Origin of the sequence: Fusibacter paucivorans, from assembly GCF_018390735.1 — a bacterium.
Taxonomy (GTDB): domain Bacteria; phylum Bacillota; class Clostridia; order Peptostreptococcales; family Acidaminobacteraceae; genus Fusibacter; species Fusibacter paucivorans.
In genome coordinates this window covers 57,330-70,785 of record NZ_JAHBCL010000012.1, presented here as the reverse complement: position 1 = coordinate 70,785, position 13,456 = coordinate 57,330, and the positions used below count along the sequence as shown (strand labels likewise).

General features: G+C 40.9%; 14 protein-coding genes. 13 read left to right on the top strand and 1 reads right to left on the bottom strand.

Annotation, left to right across the window (positions count from 1 at the left end):
- The first annotated feature begins 122 nt into the window (after positions 1–122).
- The 10 genes from cmk to KHM83_RS08265 all read left to right on the top strand — a co-directional run bounded on the left by cmk (position 123) and on the right by KHM83_RS08265 (position 9,669).
- Positions 123–806 (top strand): (d)CMP kinase, encoded by a 684-nt coding sequence (cmk, locus tag KHM83_RS08310; RefSeq protein WP_213236537.1) that lies wholly within the window; start codon positions 123–125, stop codon positions 804–806.
- Positions 803–1,402, top strand: a complete 600-nt coding sequence (locus KHM83_RS08305) for a lysophospholipid acyltransferase family protein (RefSeq protein ID WP_213236536.1) — start codon at positions 803–805, stop codon at positions 1,400–1,402. Before cmk ends, KHM83_RS08305 begins: the two co-directional genes overlap by 4 nt.
- Before the next feature lie 69 nt (positions 1,403–1,471).
- Positions 1,472–2,359: a 4-hydroxy-3-methylbut-2-enyl diphosphate reductase gene (gene ispH / locus KHM83_RS08300; RefSeq protein WP_213236535.1), complete on the top strand. Its 888-nt coding sequence runs from the start codon at positions 1,472–1,474 to the stop codon at positions 2,357–2,359.
- Positions 2,346–3,461 (top strand): 30S ribosomal protein S1, encoded by a 1,116-nt coding sequence (rpsA, locus tag KHM83_RS08295; protein ID WP_213236534.1) that lies wholly within the window; start codon positions 2,346–2,348, stop codon positions 3,459–3,461. Before ispH ends, rpsA begins: the two co-directional genes overlap by 14 nt.
- A 242-nt stretch (positions 3,462–3,703) precedes the next feature.
- Positions 3,704–4,474, top strand: coding sequence for a CheR family methyltransferase (locus KHM83_RS08290; RefSeq protein WP_213236533.1), 771 nt, complete (start codon positions 3,704–3,706; stop codon positions 4,472–4,474).
- A gap of 140 nt (positions 4,475–4,614) precedes the next feature.
- Entirely contained in the window at positions 4,615–5,880 is a 1,266-nt protein-coding gene (locus KHM83_RS08285; protein ID WP_246542964.1) for an MFS transporter, read from the top strand.
- A 122-nt stretch (positions 5,881–6,002) separates the two neighbouring features.
- Positions 6,003–6,755, top strand: coding sequence for a MerR family transcriptional regulator (locus KHM83_RS08280; RefSeq protein WP_213236532.1), 753 nt, complete (start codon positions 6,003–6,005; stop codon positions 6,753–6,755).
- 159 nt (positions 6,756–6,914) lie between these two features.
- Entirely contained in the window at positions 6,915–8,432 is a 1,518-nt protein-coding gene (locus KHM83_RS08275; RefSeq protein ID WP_213236531.1) for a methyl-accepting chemotaxis protein, read from the top strand.
- 55 nt (positions 8,433–8,487) lie between these two features.
- The gene (locus KHM83_RS08270) at positions 8,488–8,961 is read left to right on the top strand and encodes an S-ribosylhomocysteine lyase (RefSeq protein WP_213236530.1); all 474 of its coding nucleotides are present in this window, start codon (positions 8,488–8,490) and stop codon (positions 8,959–8,961) included.
- Positions 8,962–8,970: 9 nt separating this feature from the next.
- Positions 8,971–9,669, top strand: coding sequence for a 5'-methylthioadenosine/adenosylhomocysteine nucleosidase (locus KHM83_RS08265; RefSeq protein ID WP_213236529.1), 699 nt, complete (start codon positions 8,971–8,973; stop codon positions 9,667–9,669).
- A 129-nt stretch (positions 9,670–9,798) separates the two neighbouring features.
- On the opposite strand, the gene KHM83_RS08260 is transcribed toward KHM83_RS08265, so the two are convergent.
- Positions 9,799–11,403, bottom strand: a complete 1,605-nt coding sequence (locus KHM83_RS08260) for a gamma-glutamyltransferase family protein (protein ID WP_213236528.1) — start codon at positions 11,401–11,403, stop codon at positions 9,799–9,801.
- 195 nt (positions 11,404–11,598) lie between these two features.
- Here KHM83_RS08260 and KHM83_RS08255 point away from each other — a divergent pair, with 195 nt between their 5' ends.
- From KHM83_RS08255 to KHM83_RS08245, 3 genes are read left to right on the top strand one after another with little or no spacing between them, the layout of a single operon-like run.
- Complete coding sequence (locus KHM83_RS08255; RefSeq protein ID WP_246542963.1) at positions 11,599–12,156, top strand: GNAT family N-acetyltransferase; 558 nt, start codon at positions 11,599–11,601, stop codon at positions 12,154–12,156.
- Between the two features lie 13 nt (positions 12,157–12,169).
- Complete coding sequence (locus tag KHM83_RS08250) at positions 12,170–12,616, top strand: hypothetical protein (RefSeq protein WP_213236527.1); 447 nt, start codon at positions 12,170–12,172, stop codon at positions 12,614–12,616.
- Positions 12,613–13,425 (top strand): GNAT family N-acetyltransferase, encoded by an 813-nt coding sequence (locus KHM83_RS08245; protein ID WP_213236526.1) that lies wholly within the window; start codon positions 12,613–12,615, stop codon positions 13,423–13,425. The genes KHM83_RS08250 and KHM83_RS08245 overlap by 4 nt, the downstream gene beginning before the upstream one ends.
- Positions 13,426–13,456: the final 31 nt, after the last annotated feature.

Sequence of the window (13,456 nt, the reverse complement as noted above, 5' to 3'; positions counted from 1 at the left end):
AACATGGTGGTATTTATTTTTACGAATCTTTTTAAATGAGATGTGCGGCTTCGATGATGATTATTTTAATCATCTTGCAAACATATCCGTATGGGTGAGAGGCGGCAGCATCACGGTATAAAATGGGAGTGAATAAAAATTTGATACAGATTGCCATTGATGGCCCGGCTGGGTCTGGTAAAAGTACGGTTGCAAAGAAGTTGGCACAGGTTTTGGGATTTATTTATCTGGATACCGGTGCGATGTATCGTACCGTGACACTAAAAGCGCTTAGGTCACAGATTGATCTGAACGATCCTCAAGCATTGAAAGCCATTGTTGATACCATTGCGATTGATTTTGACAAAGATCGGGTTTTAATGGATCGGGAAGATTGTACAGAAGCCATACGCCAGCCTGAAGTTTCGAGAAATGTTTCGAAAGTTGCGATGGATGTACACGTGCGAGAGGTCATGGTGAAGCAGCAGCAGCAAATCGCTTCAAATAAAAATGTTATTATGGATGGGCGAGACATCGGCACACACGTTCTGCCGAATGCAGATTATAAGTTCTTCCTCGTTGCAAGTGCTGAAGAGCGTGCAAGCAGACGGTTGAGAGAATTAGCTGCCAAAGGTTTTGAGACAGATTTGAAAACGCTGACTAAGGAAATCGAATTAAGAGATAAGCTCGATTCAGAACGTGCCTGTGCACCGCTCGCTCAGGCTTCAGATGCCATATGCATTGATACGACGACATTTAACATAGAGGAAGTCGTTAATGCTTTGCTTGAGATTATTCAAAATCGGAAGGTGGTTTCAAACGCGTGAATAAATTCTACGATTTTTGCAGTCGCTTGGCGCGTCTCTACTATAATATGTTTTTTAAAGTGGAGATTGTAGGCGCTGACCGCATTGATTTTACAAAGCAATATGTTATCTGCGCCAATCATCTCAGCAATCATGATCCGTTTTTGCTGGGAGGTTTTATGCCGATTCAGGCACACTTTATGGCAAAAAAGGAATTGTTTAAAAACCGAATCGTTGCAAAAGTGCTCGATATGGTCTATGTTTTTCCAGTTGATCGCGAGAGCAATGACATACACGCGATCAAAAAGGCTTTAAAGCTTCTCAGAAGCAATGAAAATTTGGGACTCTTTCCAGAGGGGACCCGCAATCGAACCAATACGCCGTTGCCTGTTAAAGGCGGCGTCGCCATGATGGCTTATCGTACAGAAACACCTATATTACCCATCACCATTGATTCTACCTACAAATGCTTTGGCCCCATTCGCATCGTTTACCACGATCCCATTTATCTCGAAGAATTCTATGGTAAAAAAATTGATGCGCCGACACTCGAAGCCAAATCTCAAGAAATCATTAACCAGCTGTACGAAAATATGTTATATTATAGGGCGAAGTGATAGCGGTGACGATGAAAGAGACACAGCTGGTTGTATTCACCACCGCTTAATGATCAGGAGGCAAAGCAAGTGCAAATACAAATTGCAGAATACGCAGGATTCTGCTATGGTGTTAAACGCGCCACCCAAATATTGGACGATGTAATTGAAAAATCCGTCAAAAGTGAGCAAATACTTGCTTATACGCTGGGTCCAATCATTCATAATCAACATGTTACACAATATTATGAGAAAAAAGGCATAAAAGTCATTGAAAATATTCAAGATTTCATAGATAATAGAAGGGATAGTGAAAAATTGATTATCCGTTCTCACGGTGCGCCAAAACGCGTCTATGATATGGCAGCGCAATACGGCATTCCGCTGATTGATGCGACTTGTCCATATGTCAAAAAAATTCAAAATACGGTTTCATCTTATCACCTAAAAGGTTATAATATTATTGTTGTGGGCGATTCATCACATCCAGAGGTCATTGGGATCAATGGATGGTGTGATGACCAAGCCACAATCATCAAGACTTTATCCGATATAGAAAAGATTGAAGAAACGGCAAAACCGACATGTATTGTCGCTCAAACGACGTTTAACATTGGTCTTTGGGAAAAGATTGTTGACGAACTATCTAAAATTTTGTTAAATAGTATTGTAAAGAATACAATTTGTTTAGCAACAACGCAACGCCAGGATGCGTGTAAGACTCTGGCAGCAAATGTGGATTTAATGATTGTCGTGGGCGACAGGCACAGTTCCAACACGAAAAAGCTGGTCGAAGTATGTTCCGATGTTGTTAAAACCATTCATATTGAAACTAAGGATGACTTAAATGTGTCTAAGTTGATTGGTAATGTAAAAATTGGCGTTACTGCTGGTGCATCGACACCTGATTGGATTATCCAATCCGTCATTCTTAAAATAGAAAATGAAGGCGAGGTATTTTTTGATGGAAAATCATAGTTCAATGGCTGAAATGATGGAACAAATCGAAGAATCATTAAAAATCCCAAGAAGAGGGTCAATTGTGAAAGGAAGCGTAATTCAGGTTAACGAAGACGTGGTCATCGTTAACGTTGGATATAAATCTGACGGCGTAATCCCTAAGAACGAAATATCGTCTGATCCTAACTTCGACAATTTTAAGAACTTTCACGAAGGTGATGAGCTCGATGTCTATGTCGTCAGCCACGACAACGGCGAAGGCAATATCCTTCTCTCATTAAGAAAGGTCAATGTCGATAAAGACTGGGAAGAGCTTGATAAGCTCAATGAAGAAGATGCGGAAATTACAGTAAAAATTACTGAATCCGTTAATGGTGGTTTAATAGCGTTTTACAAAGAAATCAGAGGTTTTGTCCCAGCGTCACAACTGTCTGACCGCTTTGTTAAAAACCTTAAACCTTATGTTGGTCAAGACTTAAAAGTTAAAATCGTCGAAATCAACAAGCAAAAAAGACGTGCGGTTTTCTCACACAAAGAATTTGCAATTCGTGAGAAAGCGGCTCAAAGAGAAGCATTCTGGCAAACGATTGAAATTGGCAAAATTGTGAAAGGTGAAGTTAAACGCCTTACGAACTTTGGTGCTTTTGTTGATATCGGCGGCATGGATGGTCTTGTTCACGTGACTGAAATGAGCTGGGGCAGAATTAAACCTGCATCAGAATTTGTAAAAGTCGGTGATAAAATTGATGTCAAGATAATTGACGCCAATAAAGAAGAAAATAAAATTTCGCTTAGTATTAAACAATTGACTGAAGAGCCTTGGGCGACTTTCGAATCCAAATATTATGTCGATGACATTTACGATGGTAAAATTGTAAACTTGACTGATTTTGGTGCGTTTGTTGAGCTCGAACCGGGCATTGAAGGCTTGGTTCACGTCTCTCATATTGCAAAAGAGCATGTTGAGAAGCCGGAAGATGTTTTAAACATCAATCAAATTGTAACCGTTAAAATTCTTGAATACAATGTTGAGGAAAAGAAAGTAAAACTTTCTATGAAAGCGGTTGAAGATATGGATGTTGTTGAAGAAGCGGATGATTTTGTAGAAGAGGACATGTAAGCAACGTCCGATGTTTTCATTTCCGATGACGATCACCGTGTCATTGCAGGAGCAAGACACTGGTATCATTGAAAATGAGCACAGCATAGATCACATTGCTTTCCTATGACGCAAATACTTGAAAACCACTAGTAATAGTGGTTTTTTAAGTGTTTGAGACAATACTAATTGCTTAAATGTTTTCAAGTTAGGGTATAATGAAATCAATAACTCTAAAATTTGCAAACGGGAGATAATCATTTATGGAAGGATATGAGAAGTTTAAAGAGCGCGTCTATCAAAAGACAAAATTGGACTTATCACTTTACAAAGAACGTCAGATGAAAAGACGTATCGAATCACTGATTACGAGAAATGGTTTATCAAGTTTTGATGCCTACTACGCATTAATTGACAGCAATAAAAATGCCTTTGATGAATTTGTCAACTACTTGACGATAAACGTCTCTGAGTTTTATCGTAACCCAACCCAATGGGAGACGTTGAGGGCTGATATCTTTCCTTCGATTTTGAAGCGTACTAAAAAGCCGAAAATATGGTCGGCTGCATGCTCAACAGGTGAAGAACCTTATTCATTAGTGATGTGTCTCAGTGAATTTTTACCGTTAAAGGAAATTAAAATTCATGCAGTTGACTTTGATGATGAAGCAATCGCGAAAGCAAAGATGGGCGTCTATTCAGATAAGGCCATCAAGAATGTACCAGAAGCATATCAGCGAAAGTATTTTGAACTCATTGGCAAGAGCTATCGCGTCAAAGATGAAATTAAACAGTGTGTCGAGTTTAAAAAAATGAATCTATTGCGTGATTCTTATCCAAAGGGATTTGACCTCGTCGTGTGCCGAAATGTCATGATTTATTTTACAGAAGAAGCAAAAGATGAAATGTACCGCAACTTCTATGATTCTTTAAATCATGATGGCTATTTTTTTGTCGGCAGTACAGAACAGATTATTCAGCCGCAGCGGTATAATTTTGAAACGAGCAAAACGTTTTTCTATTATAAGCGCTAATGCAGCATGAGCATGCTGATGTTCTGTTCAAGTGAAGCCTATTGTTCTAAATAAAGATTAAAAAGAATGATGATTAAGAAATCCAGTGTTTCCACCTTTAGGTGTAAATACTGGATTTTAAGTGTCCAGAGGAGAAACGTATGCAGAAAATAAGGCGATGGGGTCAGGGGTATATAGCTCAAATGCGTGTAATGGATACCGCGATGAAGCTCTATATCAGTATTTTGATCTTTACGGCAATTGGCTTGGCATTTAGCAATAATGTTGTTTCGAACTATTTCAAAGATGCCTATCAAGTTGATGCTTATCAGCGTGGGCTCATTGAATTCCCTAGAGAAATTCCCGGAATTATTTCGATCTTTGTTATTGCAGGCCTCTCTTTTTTATCAGACCTGCGCATTTCAATGATTGCACAGATTCTAAGTGCCATTGGCATTATTGTACTGGGGGTTACTACACCGAGTTTTAATATGATGCTTCTTTTTATCTTTATCAACTCAATGGGGATGCACTTGTTCTTTCCGCTTCAGGACAGTATTGGGCTGGCCCTTGCTGAAAAAGACAAGATGGGTGTCCGGATGGGGCAGTATAAAGGGATTTTTACTGGCTTTCAGATGTTGGCGTCGGTGTTTGTCTTCATTGGCTTTAAAAAGGGCTTTCTAAGTTTTGTATCACCGGTAAAATGGCTTTTTTTACTGGCGGGTGCATCTGCAATTGTCGTATTTTATCTGATGCTGAAACTCGATCGACATATGCAGGTATCGCATCATCAGCCAAAGTTGAAAGTTGTTTTCCGAAAGCAGTACAGCTTATACTATATTTTGGTAGTCATGTTTGGTGTTCAAAAACAAATCATGATGGTTTATGGACCATGGGTTTTGATTGAACTGCTGAATAAACAGGCGGATACATTGGCTATTTTAACGATTATTTCATCGTTTGTTGGTATCTTCTTTATACCGGCACTTGGACGTTGGCTTGATCGCTATGGCGTCAAAAAGCTGCTTTATGCAGATGCGCTGTCATTTATTGGGGTCTATTTGCTATATGGATTGCTCAGTGCGGGGTATGTCAGTGATTCGTTGCCTAAAGTGGGCATTGGTGTTCTATTGGCATATGGCCTCTTTATTATTGACCGCATGTCGACACAAATGAGTATTGTACGGACAGTCTATTTAAAAACCATTGTGCTTAGTGCTTCTGATATAACCCCAACGCTGACTTTGGGACAGAGTATGGATCACTTTGTCTCTATTCTCTGTGCATACCTTGGTGGGATCGTATGGGTATCATGGGGGCCGCAGTATATTTTCTTTTTGGCGGCAGGTCTTTCTGTTGTGAATTTATTAGTGGCAATTGCCGTGAAAGTACCAGTAAATAACGATGCGGATGAAGTGATTCAATAATTTTGAGATCGTAAATCAATTAAAATATCAAACAATATCAATTTCTTTCTTTTTTTTCTTGACATTGACGCAACGGCAACCATTATCATGAAGGTATCAATCGATTGATACTGGAGGTAAAAATGTATTCAATAACAGAGCTAGCAAATCTTTCGGGTATTACAACGCGAACGTTGAGATATTATGAATCAATTGGTTTGATTGAAGCAGGTCGCAATGCTGAATCCGGTTATCGGTTTTATGATGAAGTAGCAGTGGATCAATTGCAGCATATTCTTATTTTGAGAGAACTCGCGGTACCGCTAAAAGACATTGCATCCATCTTAAAAAAGCCAAATGATGAAGTATCACAACTCAAAGCTCATTTGAATGCATTAAAAGATGAGGAGAAACGGCTAAAGCGCATTATTGCGACCGTTGAAAAGACAATCGTTTCGAAAGAAAGAGGTACGATTATGGACAATCACGAAAAGTTTGAGGGATTTAAAGCAGAACGCATTGCAGAAAATGAAGCACTTTACGGCGAAGAAATAAGACGCCGCTATGGTAATGATACAATTGATGCTGCCAATGAGAAGTTTCTGAAGTTGACGCCAAAAAAGGCGCAAGAAGCAGAAGGGCTTTCAGCAGAAATTGAAAGACTTATTTTAGAAGGGCTTCGCAGTGGCGATTCAGAAGGTATTATCGCTAAAAAGCTCGCGGAGGTACATCGCGACTGGTTAACCATTTACTGGGTTGAATATGCCGGTGAAACGCATCGGCAATTGGCCGAGATGTATTTGAGTGACGATCGTTTCAAAGTTTATTATGAGCGGATTGGCGAAGGCGCCACTGCATTTTTAGTGAATGCTATAAAAGCACATATTAAAGAGTAACTGACTTTAACTTGTCGAATATCACGAACCTCTAGTGCTGATAACATCAACAGCATTAGAGGTTTTTTGCGCAAACTTTACTTTTCAAAATGAATTTATAATGATACAATTTTTATAATCTATGGAGTCGAAAAGCAAGGACACATTCTGGAGGAAACGATGAGAAGAAAGAGGGCATTATTTAGAAAGGCACCATGTGAAGAAGCAGAGTGTATCTTACAACATGTGGAATCGCATATTTTGGGTGAAGATACCGTTGAACCAAAAGTTGAATATCCGATTCACAAGAATCTGCTATACTTTTTTAAGCGGTTGTTCAACAGTGAAAAAAAATTATCTGAGGTATCAAAAGATGTTTTAAATGTTGCGGTTTCGCTTAGCGAATTTGATGTCAACATGGCGTACACATCCGATAAACTCGTTCAATTTGCAGAAGACATGGCAGAACTCAGTGAGTCAAACTTGGCAATTGTCGAAGAGACGAATGCCAGTATGACACAAGTGAGTACAACTGTGACAGAGGCATCTGAGACACTCGAACAATTGTCGGCATCATCTGCGGAGCTGCTGAACCAGAACGAAGAGGGCCTCGTCCAGCTGAACAATGTCATGGCGTTAAAAGACAATGTCATCGAAGAAGCTGAAATTATGCATCAGCATATTCAAAACCTTATTGATATGACTGATAAGGTCAATGAAATTGTCAAAAGCGTTGGCGATATTGCAGATCAAACTAATCTATTAGCATTAAATGCCTCAATTGAAGCTGCAAGAGCAGGCGAAAGCGGCAGAGGATTTGCCGTTGTCGCAGAAGAAATCCGAAAATTGGCAGATGGCACCAAGCAAAGTTTGGAAGGCATGAATAATTTCGTCACCAGCATCAAGAAAACGGCGGCCGAAGGAGAAACGAGCATGAAGACAACGCTCGACGCAACCGCTAATATGAGTGAACAGATTACGAATGTTTCGGATACGCTCAATGGCAATATGGATTTGATGCGTGATGCGATCAATGGCATCCATGAAATCAATGCAGCAATGTCTGGTATCCAGATTTCTACAGAAGAGATTAATCAGGCAATGAATGCCTCAAGTGAAGACGCCCAAAAACTGCGTTATATGACAGAGAGCATTTTTGACAGTGCTAAAGAAAGTCAAGTATTTGCTGAAAATATCAAGGCAATTGATGATAAGCTTTCTGGAAATGTCAAGACGATGATGGACGCATTAAATGGTGGACGGAATGCGCTTAGCAATGAAGAATTTGTTACGATTATTGAAAACGCCATCGCATCCCATAAGCAATGGATGAAAAAATTGGCTCAAATAACAGAGACAATGACGGTAACGCCGCTGCAGACAGACGGCAATCGCTGTGGTTTTGGTCATTTTTATAAGAGTATTGAGGTCTATAATGCCGACCTGTCAGACTTGTGGGCACAAATTGACGTCATCCATAAAACACTTCATACCAATGGCGGCAAAGTTATTGAGGCAGTCAAAAACCATCAAGCCGATGAAGCACGTAAGTATTATCAGGAGAGCACTGTCAACGCTGAGAAGATTGTGGCAATTTTTAGCAGTATTGTTGACATTGTCAAAAAAAATGAAAGCAAAAAGATTCAAATCTTTCAAAATGACATAAAAACACCAGCGCCAGTGAATATATTAACTTGATGAATGGCTTTGGTTAGGATAAAATGTTGAAGCATGGCAATAAAGGAGTGCAATTATGAAAAAAATTGAAAGTTTCGAAGTGGATCACAATCGGCTGCAGAAAGGCGTTTATGTATCACGTCGCGATCAGTTCAAAGATGTCATCTTGACGACATTTGATATACGGATGAAAATGCCGAATGCCGAAGCACTAGAAAACGGTTCGATTCACACATTGGAACACTTGTTGGCAACTTATTTCAGAAATGATGAAACCTTTGGCAAACGCATTGTCTATTTTGGCCCAATGGGGTGTTTGACAGGCATGTATTTAATTTTGGAAGGTGAATTAACCTCTGAGGATGTACTGCCGCTTTTAACGGGCGGTTTTGACTTTGTTGCACAATATACAGGTGATATTCCAGGCGTCAGTGCCATTGAATGCGGTAATTATAAACTGCATGATCTGGCTGGTGCGAAGCAAGAAGCGTTAAACTATTTGAATGTTTTAAAAAATATTACTGAGGAGCAGCTTAATTATCCGTCATAGGAGGTTTTTATGATTGGCATTATTGGTGCGATGGATTTAGAAACTGAAAAATTAAAAGCAGAAATGGCGATTGACAATGTATTAGAAATGGCTGGCATGTCATTTTATGCCGGTAAATTGAAGGATGTTGATGTCGTCGTGGTGACTTGTGGTGTTGGAAAAGTAAATGCTGCAGTCTGTACGCAAGTGCTTATTAATGAATTTAGCGTGCAGTCTATTATTAATACCGGCGTTTCAGGAGCACTGGACGAGCGGCTTAGAATTGGGGACATCGTCATATCTACTGACTGTATGGAACATGATTTTGATGTAACCGTCTTTGGTTATGAGTTGGGTATTGTACCAAGGCAGGCAACATCCGTTTATAAAGCAGATGAAAAATTGATTGATGTTGCTTATGAAGCTGGGATGGCATCCGTTAAAGGACAGCAAATTTTAAAAGGGCGCGTTGTATCAGGGGATCAATTCATTTCGTCACAGGAGAAGAAACAGATGCTTGTAGACGTTTTTCATGCGGCGACGACAGAAATGGAAGGTGCTGCCATTGCGCATACCTGTGTGCTGAATCATCGGCCTTTTGTCATTATACGCGCCATTTCAGATCAGGCGAACGGCGAAGCGCATGTGAATTTTGATGAATTTGCCAAAGATGCAGCAATTAATTCGAATCATATGGTTCTTTTTATGCTCGAACGTCTTGCAGTGTGAGGTAAAGTTTTTAATACATTGTAGCGAAAGGATTAAAATTTGAAGAATGTTATTTCTTCAAATAATAGAAAACCGATTGCGGTTAGAATACCTGCAATCGGTTTTGTTGCATTTTTTGAGAGCGGGACATCAACAGACGGCGATATAACCGTCACAGCGCATTTCAGTACCACCGATATAGCCGCCTTCCGGCAGGCGTAAAATCATTTGTCCCCTGCCAAAGGTGGCGTTGTCCAGCGGTATTGAAAGATCATGTGAACGCTGAGAAAGTGCTTTGATGAGATATTCCGGCATGCTGTGTTCTACGTTAATCAATTTTTCTTTCATCCATTGCCAGCGCGGTGCATCGAGCGAGTCTTGAGGCGACATGCCAAAATCAATAAGATTTGAAATGACCTGTAAGTGACCTTGCGGTTGCATAAAGCCCCCCATAACGCCAAATGGGCCAACGGCTTTGCCGTCTTTCATGATAAAGCCGGGGATGATAGTATGGTAGGGACGCTTTTCACCTGCAAGGGCATTTGGATGATTTGGATCAAAGGAGAAATTATAGCCGCGGTTGTGAAGGGCGATTCCCGTTTCAGGAACGACAATTCCCGACCCGAATCCCATATAGTTGCTTTGAATAAATGAAACCATGTTGCCTTCCGAATCCGCTGTACAAAGATAAACGGTGCCGCCTGTTGGAGACGGAATGTGTTCAGGCAGCTGTGCTATACCAGATTGCTTTGATGCACTCAGGCTTCCGTAAGCCGAAGAGAGATAGTAGTCAAGATCAAATGGTTTGAAGCGCTGATCTGCGACTGTCGCTGCAACATCAACAAAGGCTTGTTTGATGGCTTCAATCTGGTGGTGTATTGCAAGATCGCGAGGTATCGATGAAAGATTGAACTGACGTAGGGCGTTAAGTGCCATCAGTGCTGTGACACCTTGTCCATTTGGTGGTATTTCACAGATTTCGTAGCCTCGGTAATTGAGTTGAATGGGGGCAACCCATTCCGGTAAGTATTGTGTTAAATCAGATTCTTTCATAAAGCCGCCATAACGTTGCAGCGTGTCGACGATTTTTGACGAAAGTGTACCACTGTAAAAAGAAGCTGTTTGACTGTCTGCAATCTCTTTCAACGTACGTGCCTGATCCGGCTGATGCCATATTTCACCTGCTTTCGGCGCGCGGCCCTTAGGTGCAAACGCATGAAACCAATGTTCTAGACCGGGAACATTCATAGCGGAATAATGACGGTAAGCAATTTGCCAATGGTGAGAGACATAGTCAGAGATGATAAAGCCATCTTGTGCATGTTGAATGGCAGGTTCAAATAATTTTTCAAACGGCAGTTTGCCAAAGCGTTTTGACAATGCTATCCAAGCTGCCGGTGCGCCGGGAACTGTAACGGGAATGGCGCCATGAGATGGTATAGAATGAAATCCCTTTGCTTTAACAGCATCAATACTAATCGCTTCAGGTGCATCACCGCTGCTGTTGAGACCATGAAGTTCGCCATCTTTATAAACAATGGCAAAAGCGTCACCGCCAATGCCGTTGGAAGTTGGTTCAACGACAGTGAGTGTAATGGCAGTAGCAATTGCGGCATCAATGGCATTGCCGCCTAATTTCAGCATTTGAAGGCCTGCCTGTGCTGCAAGCGGGGAAGAAGTCGCAACCATGCCATTTTTGGCATATGTATTTTGCTTGAAAGACTGAAATTGTTTTGGTGCATGGTATTGAATCATATTGTATCCTCTCTTAAGATCGATGAAATTGGATTGAGCTGCAATTGGGAAAGCATACTCTACCATCATTATAGCGTTTTTTTTAGAGGCTTTCATGGTGAATTTGGAGAATTATCAGTCGAAATAATGGTTTTCTAATGCATCGCCTGTTAAAATTGATTATAATAGTGTTAACATGAATGAGGAGACCGAAAAATGGAGCCAACCGATTATAACTGGGTATATTATAAACTAAAGGACGGGCGCGAATTAAAAATTAGAGAAGTTACCGTTGAAGATACAGCTATGTTATTGGCTTATATCAACAGTGTCAGCGGTGAAACCGACAACCTGAATTTCGGTGCTGGCGAGTTCGGATTAACCTTTGATGAAGAACGGCAGTATCTTGATAATATTCGAAGATCCGAAAATGCTATTTATCTGCTCGGTTTTATTGATGAGGTACTAGTATCGGCACTCAGTTTTACCTGTGAACAAAGAGAGCGCACGAAGCATACAGGTGAGTTTGGCATTACAGTCTTAAAGTCGCACTGGGGACTTGGTGTTGGAGAAGCGATGCTGACCACCTTGATCGAATGGGCTAAGATATCCGGTGTCATTCGCAAAATCAATTTAACCGTACGTTCAGATAATGATCGCGCCATTCAGCTCTATAAAAAACTTGGCTTTCAATACGAAGGGAAGCGGACGCGCGATTTATCGGTAAATGGGACTTTTTATGACGGTATTTTAATGGGCATGGAAATCAATTGAAAGGAGGCAGGACATGAGGAAGACACTTAGATGCGTACGCAATCTGGCACTAGCGGGCATGATTGCCGACAGTGCCATTATGTATAAAACGCATCGTAAGTACCAGACAATGGTGCACCACTTAGACCGTATGCTATGGATGAGCAGACAGGTTATTCGGTTGGGGACTGATGATCTGGCATCTGAGCGCATTGGTGTTGCCTATTCTCAATTGGTGATTGATTTAACGGAAGCAGATTTAACGCATGATATCTTACTGACAATTACAGGGGATTACGCGAGAATTCGCCTGCTGATTAATGCCGATACGCGATTAAGACTTAATGGCACTGTACATTTTGCCAATGTCAGCTGTTGTGAAAAACCGTCTAAAATAGTTGATTTGGCAGAGAAACCGCATTTTTTAAGTGTACACTACACACTGCGTTATGCAACGATGGAAATCGAGGTGATCCCATGATGGAAGTCATTCAACGCGGCGATTCGTGTTTTCAGACTGCATGGTATGAAGCGCAGGCAGCACTTTACTGTGGTGTTGGGAAACTCATTGAAAATCCTTATGCCATTATCAAGGCTGATGTGACTAGACGCTACAGTTTTATTCAATCAGACGAGGCGTCGCCGGTATGGATTCTCGCAGAGGCGATGACAGATCAAAATTTATGTGATGCGATTTCGAAATCATTTTATGCTAATTTTGCACATCGGGATTCAGTGACGTTAATTACGCGGCCGCAAGTGGGCGCGTACATTGCCACTTATTTTTCTAAAATGAAAAATTTAAACTGGCATATTGGGCTCAAATTTGAGGCGTTTAAAATAACGCGGAATATGCTGGCAGATCCATGTGCGAATAAGCTCTTTAAACTGCATGAACTGGACAATGAAACGTTAATGCAGGTGGTACAGAATGTACCGCCGGAAAATCGTTCACAAATATTTAAGCGGCTTTATCTCAACGGCGATGTCCCTGTGATTAATCAGGATGAACTCTATGTATACATGGTTGATGGACAAGTTCGCGGCACAGTAAGTATGGATGTGACATTGGGGAATTACGCAAAAATAAGTGATATATTCTTGTTAAAGCCGGCAAGAGGACAGAAAATAGGCAAACAAATTATTTTGGATGCTTGTCAAATAGCACAGCGAAAGGGTCTCGTGCCGCTGTTGTTTACTGAGCGCATGGGAGGCTACACGCGGATGTTGCTGGCCGATGAGGATTTTGAACACTTGGGAAGCTTAGATGAGATTGTCATCTATCGATAGACTATTTTGTCAATCGGCGTATTGGCAATGC

Coding starts and splice junctions, on each gene's coding strand:
- cmk (WP_213236537.1), top strand. CDS start 123: ATGGGAGTGAATAAAAATTTGATACAGATTGCCATTGATGGCCCGGCT.
- rpsA (WP_213236534.1), top strand. CDS start 2,346: ATGGAAAATCATAGTTCAATGGCTGAAATGATGGAACAAATCGAAGAA.
- KHM83_RS08290 (WP_213236533.1), top strand. CDS start 3,704: ATGGAAGGATATGAGAAGTTTAAAGAGCGCGTCTATCAAAAGACAAAA.
- KHM83_RS08285 (WP_246542964.1), top strand. CDS start 4,615: ATGCAGAAAATAAGGCGATGGGGTCAGGGGTATATAGCTCAAATGCGT.
- KHM83_RS08280 (WP_213236532.1), top strand. CDS start 6,003: ATGTATTCAATAACAGAGCTAGCAAATCTTTCGGGTATTACAACGCGA.
- KHM83_RS08275 (WP_213236531.1), top strand. CDS start 6,915: ATGAGAAGAAAGAGGGCATTATTTAGAAAGGCACCATGTGAAGAAGCA.
- KHM83_RS08270 (WP_213236530.1), top strand. CDS start 8,488: ATGAAAAAAATTGAAAGTTTCGAAGTGGATCACAATCGGCTGCAGAAA.
- KHM83_RS08265 (WP_213236529.1), top strand. CDS start 8,971: ATGATTGGCATTATTGGTGCGATGGATTTAGAAACTGAAAAATTAAAA.
- KHM83_RS08260 (WP_213236528.1), bottom strand. CDS start 11,403: ATGATTCAATACCATGCACCAAAACAATTTCAGTCTTTCAAGCAAAAT.
- KHM83_RS08255 (WP_246542963.1), top strand. CDS start 11,599: ATGGAGCCAACCGATTATAACTGGGTATATTATAAACTAAAGGACGGG.
- KHM83_RS08250 (WP_213236527.1), top strand. CDS start 12,170: ATGAGGAAGACACTTAGATGCGTACGCAATCTGGCACTAGCGGGCATG.
- KHM83_RS08245 (WP_213236526.1), top strand. CDS start 12,613: ATGATGGAAGTCATTCAACGCGGCGATTCGTGTTTTCAGACTGCATGG.